This is a genomic window from Shewanella sp. SR43-4 (assembly GCF_014163845.1).
Lineage (GTDB): Bacteria > Pseudomonadota > Gammaproteobacteria > Enterobacterales > Shewanellaceae > Shewanella > Shewanella vesiculosa.
The window spans coordinates 26,367-44,560 of the sequence record NZ_JACJEB010000019.1; the positions used below are offsets into that span (position 1 = coordinate 26,367).

At 41.5% G+C, this 18,194-nt stretch carries 15 protein-coding genes; 9 read left to right on the forward strand and 6 right to left on the reverse strand.

Going from position 1 to position 18,194, the window contains the following annotated elements:
• Window positions 1–14 precede the first annotated feature (14 nt).
• The 3 genes from tusA (at window position 15) to H5123_RS17775 (ending at window position 4,182) form a co-directional block, all read left to right on the forward strand.
• Window positions 15–260: a sulfurtransferase TusA gene (gene tusA, locus H5123_RS17765; RefSeq protein ID WP_124016561.1), complete on the forward strand. Its 246-nt coding sequence runs from the start codon at window positions 15–17 to the stop codon at window positions 258–260.
• Between the two features lie 2 nt (window positions 261–262).
• The gene (locus H5123_RS17770; RefSeq protein ID WP_124016562.1) at window positions 263–706 is read left to right on the forward strand and encodes an MOSC domain-containing protein; all 444 of its coding nucleotides are present in this window, start codon (window positions 263–265) and stop codon (window positions 704–706) included.
• A gap of 293 nt (window positions 707–999) precedes the next feature.
• Window positions 1,000–4,182: an amidohydrolase family protein gene (locus H5123_RS17775; RefSeq protein ID WP_124016563.1), complete on the forward strand. Its 3,183-nt coding sequence runs from the start codon at window positions 1,000–1,002 to the stop codon at window positions 4,180–4,182.
• A 66-nt stretch (window positions 4,183–4,248) separates the two neighbouring features.
• Here H5123_RS17775 and H5123_RS17780 read toward each other — a convergent pair whose 3' ends face one another.
• Window positions 4,249–4,812 carry a DNA-3-methyladenine glycosylase I gene (locus H5123_RS17780; RefSeq protein ID WP_124016564.1) on the reverse strand — a complete coding sequence of 188 codons (564 nt, stop codon included), beginning with the start codon at window positions 4,810–4,812 and terminating at the stop codon, window positions 4,249–4,251.
• Window positions 4,813–4,924: 112 nt separating this feature from the next.
• On the opposite strand from H5123_RS17780, the gene glyQ reads away from it, so the two are divergent.
• Both glyQ and glyS read left to right on the forward strand, forming a co-directional pair.
• Window positions 4,925–5,830 (forward strand): glycine--tRNA ligase subunit alpha, encoded by a 906-nt coding sequence (gene glyQ / locus H5123_RS17785; RefSeq protein WP_124016565.1) that lies wholly within the window; start codon window positions 4,925–4,927, stop codon window positions 5,828–5,830.
• A 9-nt stretch (window positions 5,831–5,839) separates the two neighbouring features.
• Entirely contained in the window at window positions 5,840–7,924 is a 2,085-nt protein-coding gene (glyS, locus tag H5123_RS17790; protein WP_182698824.1) for a glycine--tRNA ligase subunit beta, read from the forward strand.
• Between the two features lie 128 nt (window positions 7,925–8,052).
• Here glyS and H5123_RS17795 read toward each other — a convergent pair whose 3' ends face one another.
• The 5 genes from H5123_RS17795 to dnaA form a co-directional block, all read right to left on the reverse strand.
• A complete protein-coding gene (locus H5123_RS17795; protein ID WP_182698825.1) occupies window positions 8,053–9,105 on the reverse strand; it encodes an HDOD domain-containing protein in 1,053 nt (350 codons plus the stop codon).
• 100 nt (window positions 9,106–9,205) lie between these two features.
• On the reverse strand, window positions 9,206–11,623 hold the full coding sequence (gene gyrB, locus H5123_RS17800) for a DNA topoisomerase (ATP-hydrolyzing) subunit B (RefSeq protein ID WP_124016568.1): 2,418 nt from the start codon (window positions 11,621–11,623) through the stop codon (window positions 9,206–9,208).
• Between the two features lie 15 nt (window positions 11,624–11,638).
• On the reverse strand, window positions 11,639–12,721 hold the full coding sequence (recF, locus tag H5123_RS17805; protein WP_124016569.1) for a DNA replication/repair protein RecF: 1,083 nt from the start codon (window positions 12,719–12,721) through the stop codon (window positions 11,639–11,641).
• Window positions 12,722–12,814: 93 nt separating this feature from the next.
• A complete protein-coding gene (dnaN, locus tag H5123_RS17810; protein WP_124016570.1) occupies window positions 12,815–13,915 on the reverse strand; it encodes a DNA polymerase III subunit beta in 1,101 nt (366 codons plus the stop codon).
• A gap of 19 nt (window positions 13,916–13,934) precedes the next feature.
• Window positions 13,935–15,320 carry a chromosomal replication initiator protein DnaA gene (gene dnaA / locus H5123_RS17815; protein ID WP_124016571.1) on the reverse strand — a complete coding sequence of 462 codons (1,386 nt, stop codon included), beginning with the start codon at window positions 15,318–15,320 and terminating at the stop codon, window positions 13,935–13,937.
• Between the two features lie 445 nt (window positions 15,321–15,765).
• On the opposite strand from dnaA, the gene rpmH reads away from it, so the two are divergent.
• From rpmH to yidC, 4 genes are read left to right on the forward strand one after another with little or no spacing between them, the layout of a single operon-like run.
• Window positions 15,766–15,903 (forward strand): 50S ribosomal protein L34, encoded by a 138-nt coding sequence (rpmH, locus tag H5123_RS17820; RefSeq protein ID WP_006083827.1) that lies wholly within the window; start codon window positions 15,766–15,768, stop codon window positions 15,901–15,903.
• A gap of 12 nt (window positions 15,904–15,915) precedes the next feature.
• Window positions 15,916–16,272, forward strand: a complete 357-nt coding sequence (gene rnpA, locus H5123_RS17825) for a ribonuclease P protein component (protein ID WP_124016572.1) — start codon at window positions 15,916–15,918, stop codon at window positions 16,270–16,272.
• The gene (gene yidD / locus H5123_RS17830) at window positions 16,239–16,493 is read left to right on the forward strand and encodes a membrane protein insertion efficiency factor YidD (RefSeq protein WP_124016573.1); all 255 of its coding nucleotides are present in this window, start codon (window positions 16,239–16,241) and stop codon (window positions 16,491–16,493) included. The genes rnpA and yidD overlap by 34 nt, the downstream gene beginning before the upstream one ends.
• A 3-nt stretch (window positions 16,494–16,496) precedes the next feature.
• Window positions 16,497–18,125 (forward strand): membrane protein insertase YidC, encoded by a 1,629-nt coding sequence (gene yidC, locus H5123_RS17835; RefSeq protein ID WP_124016574.1) that lies wholly within the window; start codon window positions 16,497–16,499, stop codon window positions 18,123–18,125.
• Window positions 18,126–18,194: the final 69 nt, after the last annotated feature.

Genomic DNA, 18,194 nt, shown 5'->3' on the forward strand with positions numbered 1-18,194 from the left:
ATAGATAGCACTCAATGAACGATATTTATACCCAGGCGCAACACCAGCTCGACGCTCTTGGTCTTCGCTGTCCAGAGCCAGTGATGATGATCCGTAAAACAGTACGTAAAATGGCTGACGGTGAAACATTACTTGTTATAGCGGATGATCCTGCCACTACACGAGACATACCCAGCTTTTGTGAATTTATGGATCACACCTTAATTGCTAGCGATACCAGTAAAACGCCATATCACTATTTACTCAAAAAAGGACTTTAAAAATGACAATCACATTGGAAGCAATCGCATACAAAACAGCAAAACGCGGCGTGATGAAACCCGCTTTCTGTGCCAATGTGACTTTAGAGCGCGGTGTCGAGAATGACGTTTTTGGCCGACCAGGTAAACGCCAGGTGACAGTGATGTCAAAACAGCAATGGCAAAAAGCCTGCCTGCAAATTAATGTAGATTTAGATTGGTTAACTCGTCGAGCTAACTTATTGATCAGCGGCTATGAATTTAGCCCTGCGGATGTAGGTAAAACGATCTCAATTGGTACTGAACTAAAACTACAAATCACTGGCGAAACCGATCCATGTAAAAAAATGCAACAAGCTCACTCAGGGCTTGAACAAGCATTAACACCTGAATGGCGTGGCGGAGTCACCTGCCGCGTGATCCAAGCTGGCTTAATACAAGCCGATGACTCTGTAAATATCGATTAGCAAAATCGATAAATCATTTTCATTTAAGCCTTTCATATTAAAATCTAACGCTATAGCACTCATTGTTTGTTAATCGATAACAAACATGCGTGTTATCGTCTGTCATTAATTGATACAGATTTGTTATACCCCTTATCGGTAATTTATGCGATAAAGGAACCATTCAAACCGACAAACGCAGTAAAGCCAAGTACTCTTCAGGTCATCTAATCATGCTAAATGAGATGACCTAGACGAGTATTAAGCTTGATTAAATCCACTGAAAATAAAAACGACAACGGATAATCTACTCTATGTTGACTCAAAAACTCACCCCTATTTACACCGCTATGGCACTTACTCTAGGTATTTCTAGCTTTGCCTATGCCGAAGATGACAAAGTAAAATGGCACGTAAATGCTCCTGAAAATGCGCCATTGAGTAAAATTGATATTAATGTTACTGAAGGGACATGGATGAACATCAATGTATCACCTGATGGTGAACACATTGTATTTGATCTATTAGGTGATATTTACCAAATACCGATAGCTGGAGGTGAAGCAAAACCACTGGCACAAGGTATCGCTTGGCAAATGCAGCCAGTATATAGCCCAGACGGTAAGTATATAGCTTTCACCTCTGATGAAGATGGTGGCGATAATATTTGGATAATGAATGCCGATGGCACTAATCCACATGCAATAACGACTGAAACCTTTCGTTTACTCAACAGCCCAGCCTGGAGTCCTGACTCACAGTATTTAGTAGCCAGAAAACACTTCACTGGCACTCGCAGTTTAGGAGCCGGTGAAGTGTGGATGTTTCACGTTGCTGGTGGCGAAGGGGTAAAACTAACTGAGCGTCCTAACGAGCAAAAAGATTTAGGCGAACCCGCCTATTCACCTGATGGCCGTTATATTTACTTCAGCCAAGATGCGACCCCAGGTAAAACCTTTCACTATTCTAAAGACTCGGTAAAAGGCATTTATAAGATCAAACGTTACGACACACAAACAGGCGATATTGAAGTATTGATTGAAGGTACTGGCGGTGCGATTAGACCAACACCAAGCCCTGACGGCAAAACCCTTGCTTACATCAAACGTGATGGATTCCAGTCAACGCTCTATTCTCTCGATTTAACCTCTGGTGAAGAAACCAAGCTGTATGACAAACTTGATCGTGATATGCAGGAAACATGGGCTATTCATGGTGTGTACCCAACAATGTCGTGGACCAAAGACAATAAGCACATCGTATTTTGGGCTAAAGGTAAAATCAATAAACTTGATGTCGACAGTAAACAAGTAACAGACATTCCATTCAGTGTTAACACTCAAAGAGATATCCAGCCATCAGTCCGCTTTACTCAAAACTTAGATAAAGATGAATTTGATGTAAAAATGCTGCGTATGGCACAAGTGTCACCAGATGGCGAAAAAGTAGTATTTGAAGCCTTAGGTAAAATTTGGATTCGTGATATTAAAGACGGTAAACATAAACGATTAACCCGTTTAGATGATGACATCAATGAGCTATTCCCACAGTGGTCACGTGACGGTAAAGACATAGTATTCACCACTTGGAATGATCAACAGCAAGGCACCGTCAGTGTTGTTAGCGCCAGAGGTGGTAAAGCCAAGGTGTTGACCAACGAGCCTGGCAAATATGTCGAACCAACCTTTTCACCTAATGGCGAATATATTGTTTATCGAAAAGCGCGCGGTGGCTACATGACACCACGAACTTGGTCACAAGAACCCGGTTTATATAAAGTCGATATCAAAGGAAAGCAAAGTACCAAACTAACAGCCAGTGGCCATCAACCACAATTCGGAGCTGACTCAGACCGTGTTTACTTTATGGATTCAGGGGAAACCCCAGAGTTTGCCTCTATCGGCATGAACGGTTTTGAAAAACGTACCCATTACACCAGCGACCATGCTACCGAGTTTCGTTTATCACCCAACGGTGAGCACTTAGCTTTTGCTGAACGCTTTAGAGTGTATGTCACTCCCTTTGCTAAACACGGTGAAACCATTGCGATTGGGCCTAAAGCAACCAACTTACCCATTACTCAACTAAGCGCCCGTGCAGGTGAAAGCATTAGCTGGAACGGTAAGAACAACCAACTGTATTGGACATTGGGCCCAGATTTATATCAAGCCGATGTAGACACTCAATATACAAAAGCGGAAACCAAGGTCGATCCTAAAATCACTGCAATTGGTTTTAAAGATAAAGCTGATGTTCCACGTGGAACAGTGGTATTTACCGGCGGCAAAGTGATTACGATGGAAAATGACCAAGTTATTGATAATGGTGTCGTTATCGTTAAAGACAATAAAATTGTTAGTGTTGGTGATGCTAATACAGTCATTCCTAAAAATGCCCAAATTATCGATATTAGCGGCAAAACCATCATGCCCGGCCTGTTTGATGCTCACGCTCATGGTGGCCAAGCAGATGATGAGATTATTCCACAACAAAACTGGGCCTTATATTCAGGTCTGTCACTTGGGGTAACAGCTATTCACGACCCATCAAATGACACAACAGAAATATTTGCCGCTTCAGAACAACAAAAAACAGGCAAAATTGTTGGACCGCGTATTTTCTCTACGGGGACGATTTTATACGGAGCAAACTTACCTGGTTACACTTCGCATGTTGATTCACTTGATGATGCAAAGTTCCACTTAGAGCGTCTTAAAAAAGTCGGTGCATTTAGCGTTAAGAGTTACAACCAACCACGTCGTGATCAACGCCAACAAATTATTGCTGCTGCGCGAGAGCTCGAAATGATGGTAGTGCCTGAAGGTGGCAGTTTACTGCAGCACAATTTATCCATGATAGCCGATGGTCACACGACGGTAGAACATTCATTGCCAGCAGCATCAATTTACAATGATATTAAGCAATTCTGGAGCCAAACAGAAGTTCACTATACTCCGACGCTAGTGGTTGCATATGGTGGTATTTCTGGTGAGCATTACTGGTATGATAAAACCGACGTTTGGGCTCACCCTCGCCTAAGTATGTATGTGCCGCACGATATACTTGATGCCCGATCAATGCGAAGAACCACAGCACCGGACGAACATTACAACCACTTTAATGTTGCCCGCGTAGCCAATGAGTTAAACAACATCGGCGTTAAACCTAATATTGGTGCTCATGGTCAACGAGAAGGATTAGCAGCACATTGGGAAATGTGGATGTTTGCTCAAGGCGGCATGAGTAATATGGAAGTATTAAAAACCGCGACAATTAATCCGGCGACAACCTTTGGTATGGACCATCAACTGGGTTCTATCAAAGTGGGTAAATTGGCTGACTTAATTGTGATTGATGGCGATCCATTAGCCGATATAAGAACGACTGATAAAGTCACTTACACTATGGTTAATGGTAAGCTATTTAATTCAGAAACCATGAATCAACTAAATGGTGATAAACATAAACGTAAGCCGTTTTTCTTTGAAAAAATCTAACGATTAAGTTAAGCCAATAAAAAAGGTGTTCCACGTGGAACACCTTTTTTTATACTTTTAATAAAATCAATACTGACCATAACAATGACAATCTGTGGTGTGATCATTCACCATGCCCACGGCTTGCATAAATGCATAACAAATTGTCGGACCAACAAAGTTAAAACCAAGCTTTTTTAACGCCTTAGACATAGCTTCAGATTCTGGTGTTTGTACAGGAACCTGGCTTAATGAACTGAAGTTATTTTCTTTAGGTTTACCACCAACAAAACCCCATAAAAACTTAGAGAAATCATCACCCTGCTCTACAAATGCTAAATAAGCTTTAGCATTTCTGATGATCGAGTTTATTTTAAGACGATTGCGCACAATACCCGGTTCGAGCATTAACTCTGCCACTTTAATTTGATCGTACTGTGCAATAATACTCGGCTCAAAATTAGCAAACAGTAATTCGTAATTTTGTTGCTTTTTTAGAATGGTAATCCAAGACAATCCAGCTTGTTGGCCGTCAAGACATAACTTAGCAAAAAGCTGTTTAGGATCAAATTCAGGTCGTCCCCAAACAGTATCATGATAATGCTGATATAAAGGGTCTTCACTTACCCAGCCACATCGGTTAACTTGCATGGTACGGTTCCATTAACGTTTTCAGTAGTACGTTAAAAAATAACCTACATCTACCTTGCTCTACAAGGTATAATCATCAACATTTTCTATTAATAGCCTGACAGTAGTAGACATGACGACGAAACATGACGTAAAGACATTTCAGGGGTTCATCCTAACCCTTCAGGAATATTGGGCGCAGCAAGGTTGCGCAATTGTTCAACCTCTAGATATGGAAGTTGGCGCTGGTACTTTCCACCCGCAGACGTTCTTACGTTCATTAGGCCCTGAGCCAATGAGCAGTGCATACGTGCAACCGTCTCGCCGTCCTACTGATGGACGTTATGGTGAAAACCCTAACCGCTTACAGCATTACTACCAATTTCAAGTGGTCCTCAAGCCATCGCCAGATAATATTCAAGAGCTTTATTTAGGCTCACTTGAAGCTCTAGGCATCGATACTCAAATACATGATATTCGCTTTGTCGAAGACAATTGGGAATCACCAACATTGGGCGCATGGGGCTTAGGCTGGGAAGTTTGGCTCAATGGTATGGAAGTGACACAGTTTACTTACTTCCAACAAGTTGGCGGTATTGAATGTAGTCCTGTTACCGGCGAAATTACTTACGGTCTAGAACGTCTAGCAATGTACATTCAAGAAGTTGATAGTGTATATGATCTGGTGTGGACAGACGGACCGTTGGGCCGTGTGACCTATGGTGATATTTTTCACCAGAACGAAGTTGAGCAATCGACTTATAACTTCGAACACGCCGATGTCGATTTTATGTTCACCCTGTTCGATCAATGTGAAAAGATGTGCATGCACTTATTATCACTAGAAAAACCATTACCACTACCTGCTTACGAGCAAGTAATGAAAGCATCGCACGCTTTCAATTTACTTGATGCACGCCATGCAATTTCTGTCACCGAACGTCAGCGTTATATCCTTCGCGTTCGTACGATGGCAAAAGGTGTTGCAGAATCTTATTATCAAGCACGTGAAGCGCTTGGCTTCCCACTGTGTAAGTAGAGGTAACAGATGAATTTTGAAAACTTACTCATTGAAGTGGGCACCGAAGAATTACCGCCAAAGGCGCTACGCACATTAGCGGAATCTTTTTTAGCTAACTTTACCGATGAATTAACCAAAGCAGACCTGCCATTTGATTCTGCCGTTTGGTATGCAGCCCCACGACGCTTGGCCATTAACGTATTGGGATTAGCTTTAGCACAAGCCGATAAAATCGTTGAAAAACGCGGTCCTGCGGTTAGCTCAGCATTTGATGCTGACGGTAACCCAACTAAAGCAGCACAAGGCTGGGCCCGTGGTAATGGCATTACGGTTGAGCAAGCAGAGCGTTTAACAACCGATAAAGGTGAATGGTTAGTTCACCAAGCTAAAGTGGTTGGTGTTGAAACCAAAAGCTTAATTGCTGACATGGCACAACGAGCACTCGATAAATTACCTATCCCTAAACCAATGCGTTGGGGAAACAACAAAACTCAGTTTATTCGCCCAGTTCACACTGTGACCATGCTATTAGGCAACGAGTTAGTTGCGGGTGAATTACTTGGTATTAAATCTGACCGCGTTATTCGTGGCCACCGATTTATGGGTAAAGCCAGCTTTGAGTTAGATCATGCCGACAACTATTTAGCCGCGCTAAAAGAGCAAGGTAAAGTACTAGCAGATTATGAATTACGTAAATCGCTAATCAAAGTTGATGCTGAAGCTGCAGCAGCTAAATTAGGTGGTATTGCCGATATTCAAGACGGCCTACTAGAAGAAGTCGCTTCATTGGTTGAATGGCCAATAGTGCTAACTGCTAGCTTTGAAGAAAAGTTTCTAAATGTGCCTTCAGAAGCCTTAGTTTACACCATGAAAGGTGATCAAAAGTACTTCCCGGTATTTGATAACAGCGGCAAGTTATTACCTAACTTTATCTTTGTCACCAACATAGAATCAAAAGATCCACAGCAGATTATTTCAGGTAACGAAAAAGTCGTTCGTCCACGTCTGGCTGATGCAGAGTTCTTCTTTAACACTGATAAAAAGCACACGCTTGAGTCTCGTATTGCCAGTTTAGATACGGTTGTATTCCAAAAGCAGCTGGGCACACTAAAAGCGCGCGTTGAACGTATTTCAGCGTTAGCAGGCTTTATTGCAACACAAATGAACGACAATGGCGTCAATACTAATAGTCTAGATGCTAGCCGTGCAGGCTTATTGTCTAAAGCAGACCTTATGACCAACATGGTCATGGAGTTTACTGACACCCAAGGCACTATGGGCATGCATTACGCCCGCTTAGACGGCGAAACAGAAGCGGTAGCGCTAGCACTTGAAGAACAATATAAGCCTAAGTTCTCTGGTGATACAGTACCAACAGCAAATGTATCTTGCGCAGTTGCTTTAGCTGAAAAACTCGATACTTTAGTGGGTATTTTTGGTATTGGCCAAGCACCAAAAGGCGCTGCAGATCCATTTGCACTTCGTCGAGCTGCTATCGGTATTTTGCGAATTATTGTTGAACACAAGCTACCTTTGGACTTAGTAGAATTAATAGCTAAAGCACAAACATTGCATGCTGCAAACGTCACCAATGCTAATACCAGTGAGGATGTCCTAGAGTTCCTACTGGCACGTTTCCGAGCCTGGTATCAAGATAAAGGTATTCAAGTTGATGTTATTTTAGCCGTGCTTGCTCGTCGTCCGACTCGCCCAGCTGATTTTGACAGTCGCGTTAATGCAGTATCTCATTTCCGTGGTTTAGAAGCGTCTAGTGCGCTTGCTGCAGCCAATAAGCGTGTTTCTAATATCTTGGCTAAAGTTGAAGGTAAACTGCCTGAAACCATCAACCAAGCACTATTAAGCGAAACAGCAGAAAAAACCTTAGCGGCTAAACTTGCACAACTGCAACCGCAGTTAGCGCCCTTGTTTGCCACAGGTGATTACCAACAAGCATTAACCTTATTAGCTGACTTACGTGAGAGCGTCGATCAGTTCTTTGAAGATGTGATGGTAATGGCAGATGATGAAGCATTGAAAAACAACCGTTTAGCTTTGTTAACTAATCTTCGTGAGCAGTTCTTACACGTTGCGGATATTTCATTACTACAATAGTGTCAGTCGACTATCATTAACAAAAAAAGCGCCGAAAGGCGCTTTTTTATGGGCAATACAATGATAAAAAGCATATCTTAATCAATCTACAACCGGATCACCAAAGACAGACTACTTTTAAAGTGTATCTAAAACTGCATCAGCTTTTGATGTAGTACAATAAACTCTTCTTCGCTCAAGTCCACTTGGGCCAACAACAGCGCCAATGCAGCTTGAGGTAATTTATCAACCTGTTGCAACATCGAACACTCACTAATAATATTGGCTTTCCAAATGAGTAATGCCATCTCATCCACAGGTTTAATATTGCTATTCGCTAACAAAGTTAATGATGCTTCAAAGTGCTCTGGTAATTGCCAGTAACGAGCTAAAAGCGCACTCAGCGTTAATGACTTGGTGGTCATCACTTGCTTAAACAACGAAGAACTCGGCTGCTCTCCTGGCTCTGCTTGATAAAAAGCATCCACCAGCAGTTTAAAAATCGCAATTTTACCCACGTCATGTAACAAGCCCAATAAAAAAGCACGATCTCTTTGCTCAGAGCGAGCTAATTCGCTGGCTAAAAAAGCCACTTGCATAGAATGGCGCCAAATTTCTGCACCAAAGCGTCGAAAATAAATAGCTTTGATATCAATTAATTCACGGGCTAAGCAAGTAGTAATAAACTGCCTTAACTGTTGTCGCCCCACCTGCACTAACGCTTGTTGAATGCTACTAACATCCGTATCTGCACGTTTAAATGCGGGTGAATTGCATAGTTTGAGTACTTCAACACACAATAAAGGGTCTTGCTCAATGAGCTGTATTAGTTCTTGGGTTTCAATACTGTCATCAGCAAGCTTCTTATCAAGTTCGAGTATTTTACTAGGGAGTTTTAATACATTTTCAGCAATAGACTCTGGTGAGCTAAGTGCTTGCTCAATTTTTTGCATTACGCTTCGTTCAAGATTATTGGCAATACCTGTGGTGGTTGATTGTTGGCTAGCAAACAATAAACTATAAAACAATGCCGACAAATCTAACTGCGACTCAGCTGCAAGTTTAGGTGTAATTTCAACAGCGGGTGGTGTCGATTGTTGTTGGATCTGCTGGCGTTTTTCAACTGATGTTTTGCCAGTAAATTTAACTTGTTCATTACGGTCACGAATATTGAATAATTTTTTAAAAAAACCAGTAACCACAATTAATAACCTTATGAGAAGTTGAATTAAATACTATATAACCATAGTAAAAAATACAAAAAAGGGTGCCCTATAGGCACCCTTTTTTTTTAAAACGCGCTTATACGTCTAAGTTAGCTACATTGAGCGCATTAGTTTCAATAAACTCACGACGCGGCTCAACTTGATCACCCATTAAGCAGGTAAATAGCTGATCGGCAGCAACAGCATCTTCAATGGTGACACGTAACATACGACGTGATTCAGGATCCATTGTAGTTTCCCACAATTGCTCAGGGTTCATTTCACCCAATCCTTTATAACGTTGGATATACAGACCGCGTTTTGCTTCACTGATAGTCCAATCTAACGCTTCTAAGAAGCTTTCAACTTCCTTAACACGCTCGCCACGTTGTACATAGCCGCCTTCTTCAATCATACCGTCTAACGCAGCACCTAATTTAGCAATACGTTGGTAATCGGTTGAGGTGAAGAAGTCATAACCAAATAAATAATTAGTATCAATACCGTGTTTACGGATCGTCACGCTAGGGGTATAAACCTTACGCTCAGGATCAAGCATCACATTAACGGTAAAGATAATTCCGCTGCTTTCTCGATCAATTAAGTCCGCGATAAAGGCATTACACCAAGTCGTCATCTTCGCTTCATCACTCAACACATCTGCTGTCACTTCAGGGTGATACAACATACGGTCAAGTAACACTGCGGGGAAACGCTTTTCTAGACGCTTAATAATACGTTCAACTTCACGATACTGGGCGACTAAACGCTCTAATGGCTCACCAGACATTCCCAACGCACCTTGGCTTGGGTAAATATTAGTGCCATCAAGTGCTTGAGTGGTTAAGTATTCCGTTAATGCTGGCTCATCTTTCAAATACTGTTCTTGCTTACCTTTTTTCACTTTAAACAGTGGTGGTTGCGCAATGTAAATATAGCCACGTTGGATTAACTCAGGCATTTGACGGAAGAAGAAGGTCAACAGCAAGGTACGAATATGTGAGCCGTCGACGTCAGCATCGGTCATGATGATGATGTTGTGATAACGCGTTTTATCTGGATTATATTCGTCACGGCCGATACCACAACCTAATGCAGTAATAAGCGTTGCGACTTCTTGTGAAGATAACATCTTATCAAAACGCGCTTTTTCTACGTTTAAGATTTTACCTTTCAGCGGTAGAATGGCTTGGTTTTTACGGTTACGTCCCTGCTTGGCAGATCCGCCAGCAGAGTCCCCTTCCACGATATAGATTTCAGAAAGACCAGGATCTTTCTCTTGGCAGTCAGCCAGTTTTCCTGGCAAGCCACCTAAATCTAATGCACCTTTACGGCGAGTCATTTCACGCGCTTTACGCGCCGCTTCACGTGCACGAGCCGCATCTACAATTTTGCCAACAATTAATTTAGCATCTGCTGGATTTTCTAATAGGTAATCGTTTAACTGCTCACCCATGGTTTGTTCAACTGCACTTTTCACTTCACTTGATACAAGTTTGTCTTTAGTTTGTGAACTGAACTTAGGATCTGGCACTTTAACAGAAATAACCGCAGTTAAGCCTTCACGGGCATCATCACCAGTAGCACTGGTTTTACCTTTTTTGTTAAAACCTTCACGTTCCATGTAGTTATTCAAGTTACGTGTTAATGCACCACGGAAACCCACTAAGTGAGTACCACCATCGCGCTGAGGAATATTGTTGGTAAAACAGAAGATGTTTTCTTGATAACCATCATTCCACTGCATGGCAACTTCGACAGTAATACCGTCATCACGCTCTTGTGAAAAATGGAATACATCTTTGTTTATTGGCGTTTTATTACGGTTTAAGTAATCTACGAAAGCACTGATACCACCTTCATACTTAAAGAACTCATCTTTGTTGTCACGTTCGTCAACTAAACGAATACCCACGCCAGAGTTGAGGAAAGACAGTTCACGCACTCGTTTGGCTAAAATTTCGAAATGGAATTCAACGTCGGTAAACGTCTGACTACTTGGCCAAAAACGAAGTTCGGTACCGGTTTTAACTGCATCACCGATTTCTTTGATCGGCGCATCTGGTACCCCATGAGTATAAAACTGCTCATAGACTTTACCTGCACGACGAATGGTTAACTGTAGTTTTTCTGATAAGGCGTTAACGACCGACACACCCACGCCGTGAAGACCGCCAGAGACTTTGTAAGAGTTATCATCAAACTTACCACCAGCATGAAGTACGGTCATAATAACTTCAGCGGCAGAGATCCCCTCTTCCTCGTGGATTGACACAGGAATACCACGACCATCGTCTTTTACTGAGACTGAACCATCAGAATGAATGGTAATGGTGATATCGCTACAATGGCCGGCTAAAGCTTCATCGATAGAGTTATCAACCACTTCGAATACCATGTGATGAAGACCTGTGCCATCATCAGTATCACCAATGTACATACCAGGTCTCTTACGGACTGCATCAAGGCCTTTTAATACCTTGATACTCGAAGAATCGTAACTATTCTCTGACATATTTATCTCTCGTTGTTATTCAATAACCGTTACTCGCCCTTGTTCCACATGAAACATCCTGTTTGGAGGGCTAGATAACGAATCGACTATTGCTTGCGGATCGATCGCAGTGACAAAAATTTGTGCACCGGTTTCGGTTAACTGCTGAAGCAATAGCTGCCTATGCTGTGCATCCAACTCCGACGGTAAATCGTCGACTAGATAAATACTATTTTTATCTAGTTGTTGTTTGAGCAACTTTCCCTGTGCAATACGCAGTGCACAGACTAATAATTTTAATTGTCCACGGGACAACGCATCCTGCGCTGGTAAATTACCCACTCGCAAACGTAAGTCCGCTTTGTGGGGGCCGCTGCCCGTATTACCAGCGGCTAAATCTCTTGAGTATTGGTTTTCAAGTAATTGGGCAAAATCCGTTTTACTGTCCCATCCTCGGGTAAAAGAAACCTTAATATCAATATGAGGTAAAAACACCCCGATTATACCCTTTAGTAGCTCATTTAACGAGTCTACATATAGATTTCGTATATCGGTAACCTGTTCAGCATACCGCACCAACTCCTTATCCCAAAACTGTATTTGGCTGTAGGAAGATTGATTTCTAAGTAATTGATTGCGCTGCTTTAATACCTTTCGAGTATTCACCCAAGCTTGATAAAAATTCGGATCAGAATGAAATGCACCCCAATCGATAAATTGACGTCGAGCTTTAGGTCCCTCGAACAATAACGAAAAACTTTCTGGGGTGATGACTTGAATAGGCAAGGTTTCGGCTAAGGTCGATAAACGCTTAACCTTTTCACCATCAATTTTAACTTCTGTCTCACCACTTCGATAACGACGTAAACCTATTTTACAGTCTCGTTCAGCGTCTATTAAATGGGCAAACAAGGTGAGTTTATCGTCTTCATGGTTGATAACACGTTGCGATAAATGGCTACGAAATGAGCGGCCCATACCCAAAAAATAAATAGCTTCAAGAATACTGGTTTTGCCACTGCCATTTTGACCGTAAATCAAATTTAAGCCCTTACAAGGCTCCAATGATGCTGAGGTAATGTTACGAAATGAACTGATGGTAATACGCGATAAACTCATGAAAACCTATTTGTGATAACCGCTGTGATTAATCCAGTAAAGACAAATAAGGCGCCTTACAGCACCTTATATAACTTGTTAGACAATAATCCGTTATAGACGCATTGGCATCACCACATACATAGAATCTTCTTCTTTGTGGTTTTCAATCAAGGCACTCGAATTGCCATCAATTAGAGTAATACGAACTTCGTCACTGGCTAAGTTATTTAAAACATCAAGTAGATAACTAACGTTAAAACCAATTTCTAGATTGTCAGAGTCATATTCAACATCAATGATCTCTTCAGCTTCTTCTTGCTCAGGATTATTAGCGGTAATTTTTAATAAACCAGATTCAAGCTGAATACGTACACCACGGAATTTTTCATTCGACAGAATAGAGGCACGGGTTAACGCTTGCTTTAGTTGATTACGACTGGCAATGACCACTTTGTTGCCACCTTTAGGTAACACTCGGCGGTAATCAGGGAAACGTCCATCAACAAGTTTACTGGTAAACACAGCAGAACTGGTAACCGCTCGAATGGCATTATCACCAATAGCAATGGTGATGTCCTGATCGTCACTGTCGAGTAAGCGCGCCATTTCAACCACACCTTTGCGCGGTACAATGACTTGCTTTTCAGGTAATGTCACCTCAAGGGTGCGATGGCTTAATGCTAAACGGTGTCCATCTGTAGCGATAGCACGTAATACATTACCTTCGGTTTCAAATAACAATCCATTAAGATAATAACGCACATCTTGGTTGGCCATTGAAAACTGAGTAGAGTCAATTATCGACTTCAACACACCTTGCTTTAAGCTAAATTCAATATCCGCTTGGAATGCTTCAACGTTGGGGTAATCTTCGGCAGGTAATGTTGCTAAGGAAAAACGGCTACGGCCAGAACGCAATAACCATTTATTATCTTGCTGTTCGACTTTTAATTCACTTTGCTCTGGCAATGACTTAACAATATCCAGCAGTTTTTTGGCAGGAACGGTCGTACGACCGACATCAATATCACCATGAATTGCCGCTTGGCCCACTAACTCAACTTCTAAATCAGTGCCCGTTAGCTTAAGTGAAGACTCACTAACTTCAACTAATAAGTTGGCTAAAATAGGTAAATTGTGTCTGCGTTCTACCGCGCCGCACACTAGCTGCAACGGCTTTAATAGGGCGTCCCTATCAATTGAAAATTTCATCGTGTCTAGATTCCCTGAATTAAGAAGACAAAGTTCTAATCAAGTTAGCATAATCTTCTTTAATATCATGACTTTCTTCGCGCAATTGAGCGATTTTACGACAAGCATGTAATACTGTCGTATGGTCACGACCACCAAAAGCATCACCTATTTCCGGTAAACTTTGGTTAGTAAGTTCTTTAGATAGCGCCATCGCCACTTGTCTAGGCCTTGCCACACTGCGAGAACGGCGTTTAGACAGCATATCTGCCATTTTTATTTTGTAGTATTCAGCAACTGTCTTCTGAATATTGTCTATAGTGACTAATTTTTCTTGCAGTGCCAAGAGATCTCTTAATGCTTCACGCACAAAGTCGATAGTAATTGGACGACCAGTAAAGTTAGCATTAGCAATCACGCGGTTTAGCGCGCCTTCTAACTCACGTACGTTTGAACGTAAACGCTTAGCAATAAAAAATGCCACTTCATCAGGTAGGTTTATTCCGCTCTCTTGTGCTTTACGCATTAAAATCGCTACGCGGGTTTCTAACTCAGGTGGCTCAATCGCTACCGTTAAACCCCAACCAAAGCGTGATTTTAAACGATCCTCGACCCCGTCAATCTCTTTAGGATAACGATCTGAGGTTAAAATAATTTGATGATTACCTTCTAATAATGCATTAAAGGTATGGAAAAACTCTTCTTGAGAACGATCTTTATTGGCAAAAAATTGAATATCATCAATAAATAATGCATCGACGCTACGATAATAACGCTTAAACTCTTCGATCGCGTTGTTTTGTAATGCTTTAACCATGTCCTGAACAAAACGCTCAGAGTGCATGTACACCACTTTAGCATTGGGATTATTTTTAATAATACCATTGCCAACTGCGTGTAAAAGATGAGTTTTACCTAAACCCGTGCCGCCATATAAAAACAACGGATTATAAGCGCCACCTGGATTTTCAGATACTTGTAAAGCCGCAGCTTTACCTAACTGATTCGATTTACCTTCAACGAAGTTATCAAATTGATAGGTAGGATTAATATTACTACGATGATTAGGATTAATAATCGGTTCGGCTTGGGTATTAAAAGACGTCGTTCCCACTTGAGCTTTGGTTTGACGATTCACAGGCTTAACCGCTACCGGAGCTGGCGCAACCGGACGTGCAGAAGGACGGCTACCAATATCAAAACGTAACTTAGGTGCATTACTGCCCATTTGTTCAGTAAAAAATTGATTAATGATATTGATGTATTTATCGCGTACCCAATCCAGCACAAAACGATTAGGTGCATACAAAACTAATGTATCACCATCCATTTCAGCTTGTAACGGACGGATCCACATACTGAACTGCTGTGCTGATAACTCGTCTTGTAGTCTACCGATACATTGTTGCCAAAGTGAAACCGCCACTTATTTATCCCCAAATATCTTTAATCAAAGGAGATGTATTCTATAGTGAGATCACAATGATCGCTATCCTTTAAAGCAGAATTATCCCCAGCGAGATCATTCTGTGTATAAATGGATGATCTTCCATGATCAAAATCGATCGGTAAATAGTAAAAATCAAGCAAATCCAGCTTTATTAACCGATCCAACTTGATCTATAATAGCCTTTCTTTGATCTGCTGAAACAACGAAAGATCCACAAGATATAGTGTCTGTACACAGACTTATCCACATCTTATGGTGCTTAATGCTTAGTAGCTTCAAATAAAGATTGGCAGAAATTTATCATATAAGTACTTTCGTTATTGACGACAGTACTTAAAGTGATTACAATTCGGCCTCTTTTTTGCCCTTACCTCTAATGTTGGAGATAAGGAAAATTCACTAACAAAGACGGATTGCCATCATGAGTAAACGTACTTTTCAACCTAGCAACCTGAAGCGCAAGCGTTCTCACGGCTTCCGCGCTCGTATGGCTACTGTAGGCGGCCGTAAGGTGCTTGCACGTCGTCGTGCGAAAGGTCGCGCTCGTTTATCTGCGTAAGTAGATAACTAGGTGACTAGCTATACCTTTTCGCGGGAGTTACGTTTGTTAACTCCCGCGCAATTTAAATCTGTATTCTCCAATCCAATCAAAGCATCCTCTGCTGAAATAACTCTGCTCGCAATTCCAAATTCAGAGCAACATCCCCGTTTAGGATTAACTGTGGCCAAACGTTTTGTTAAACGTGCAAACCAACGTAATCGCATTAAACGTGTGATAAGAGATAGTTTTCGTTTACATCAACACGACATCCCAGATATCGATATCGTTGTATTAGTCAGAAATGGCGTGATGGAAATGGAAAATGCAGAGATACAAAAATTAATAGAAAAGCTATGGCACAAACTCAGTCGCCGTTACAATGGCTAGCAACTACGTTTATACGTGGTTACCAAATTTTTATCAGCCCTTTATTGGGACCGCGTTGTCGGTTCAATCCAACCTGTTCTTATTATGCTATAGAAGCAATAAAAACACATGGAACAGTGAAAGGTAGTTGGTTTGCAATGAAACGCATATTAAAATGTCACCCTTTACATCCCGGCGGTAGTGATCCCGTCCCCCCTAAAAATGACAGGTGTAATAAATAGGCTATGGAATCTCAACGCAATATATTGCTAATCGGTCTGCTTTTTGTCAGCTATTTAATGTGGACACAGTGGCAAACAGATAAAGCACCAAAACCGGCAACAGCTCAAACTGTTACCCAAACTAACGCCTCATCACAGCACAGTGCTGATGTTCCAGAAGCAGATATCTCAGGGACACCAGTAGAATTACCTGCAACGACAAACCTTATTAGCGTCAACACTGACCAGCTTGATATTAAAATCAGCCCAGTTGGTGGTGACATTGTTTATGCTGCATTAGTAGAACATAAACGCGAAATCGACAGTAACGACCCCTTTGTTATTTTAGATCAGCAAAATGAGTTCACTTATATTGCTCAAAGTGGACTTATTGGGCGTGATGGTATTGATAGCAGCGCTAAAGGCCGTGCAACATATAATGTTCAGGCTAGCTCATATTCTTTAGCTGATGGTAAAGACACATTAACAGTGCCATTTACATACACAGCAGATAACGGTGTCACCTACGTAAAAACCTTTACGTTTACCCGTGGTCAATATGACATCAAAGTTGATTACAGCATCAACAACATTTCAGCTGCACCATTACAAGTGCAAATGTATGGTCAAATTAAGCAAACGATTAAAGAATCAGAAAGTAGCATGATGATGCCAACCTACCGTGGTGGCGCTTTCTCGACTCAAGATACTCGTTATGAAAAATATAACTTTGACGATATGGCTGACAAGAACCTAGCTAAAGTTACACTCGGTGGTTGGGCTGCAATGCTTCAACATTACTTTGTGTCAGCTTGGGTTCCACCAGCAACAGATTCAAATACTATTTTCACAAGCTTAAGTGCTGGTGGATTAGCTAACATTGGTTTCCGTGGCGCGGTATATGATATTGCACCTGGCGCAACACAAAATATTAGCTCACAGTTTTATGTCGGTCCTAAAAACCAAAAAGCGCTTTCAGCGATTTCTGAAACCTTAAACCTAGTTGTTGATTACGGTTTCTTATGGTGGTTAGCCATTCCAATCCATTGGTTATTGATGTTCTATCAATCATTTGTGGGTAACTGGGGTGTAGCAATCATTTTGATAACACTGACAGTGCGTGGTGGTTTATACCCACTAACGAAGAAGCAATATACCTCAATGGCCAAAATGCGTAATCTTCAGCCTAAATTGACTGAGATGAAAGAACGCTTTGGTGATGACCGTCAGAAGATGGGTCAAGCCATGATGGAGTTGTATAAGAAAGAGAAAGTAAACCCTATGGGCGGTTGCTTACCTATTCTGTTACAGATGCCGATCTTCATCGCACTTTACTGGGTATTGCTTGAAAGTTATGAATTACGCCATGCGCCATTCATGCTTTGGATTACCGACTTATCAGTACAAGATCCATACTATGTATTGCCATTGTTGATGGGCTTATCAATGTTCTTGATGCAGAAAATGCAGCCTGTAGCGCCAACAATGGATCCAATGCAAGTGAAAATGATGCAGTGGATGCCGGTTATCTTTACCGTGTTCTTCTTATGGTTCCCAGCAGGTCTAGTACTTTACTGGTTAGTGGGTAACTTAGTTGCCATCACTCAACAGAAGATTATTTATGCTGGTCTTGAGAAAAATGGCATAAAATAGCCTAAGCTCAATCTTGTATAACTGATTAAAAAGGCGGCTGATTAGCCGCCTTTTCCTTTATCAATTTTA

Coding starts and splice junctions, on each gene's coding strand:
- gyrB (WP_124016568.1), bottom strand. CDS start 11,623: ATGTCAGAGAATAGTTACGATTCTTCGAGTATCAAGGTATTAAAAGGC.
- glyS (WP_182698824.1), top strand. CDS start 5,840: ATGAATTTTGAAAACTTACTCATTGAAGTGGGCACCGAAGAATTACCG.
- H5123_RS17770 (WP_124016562.1), top strand. CDS start 263: ATGACAATCACATTGGAAGCAATCGCATACAAAACAGCAAAACGCGGC.
- tusA (WP_124016561.1), top strand. CDS start 15: ATGAACGATATTTATACCCAGGCGCAACACCAGCTCGACGCTCTTGGT.
- yidD (WP_124016573.1), top strand. CDS start 16,239: ATGGCACAAACTCAGTCGCCGTTACAATGGCTAGCAACTACGTTTATA.
- recF (WP_124016569.1), bottom strand. CDS start 12,721: ATGAGTTTATCGCGTATTACCATCAGTTCATTTCGTAACATTACCTCA.
- H5123_RS17780 (WP_124016564.1), bottom strand. CDS start 4,812: ATGCAAGTTAACCGATGTGGCTGGGTAAGTGAAGACCCTTTATATCAG.
- glyQ (WP_124016565.1), top strand. CDS start 4,925: ATGACGACGAAACATGACGTAAAGACATTTCAGGGGTTCATCCTAACC.
- H5123_RS17775 (WP_124016563.1), top strand. CDS start 1,000: ATGTTGACTCAAAAACTCACCCCTATTTACACCGCTATGGCACTTACT.
- dnaN (WP_124016570.1), bottom strand. CDS start 13,915: ATGAAATTTTCAATTGATAGGGACGCCCTATTAAAGCCGTTGCAGCTA.
- rpmH (WP_006083827.1), top strand. CDS start 15,766: ATGAGTAAACGTACTTTTCAACCTAGCAACCTGAAGCGCAAGCGTTCT.
- yidC (WP_124016574.1), top strand. CDS start 16,497: ATGGAATCTCAACGCAATATATTGCTAATCGGTCTGCTTTTTGTCAGC.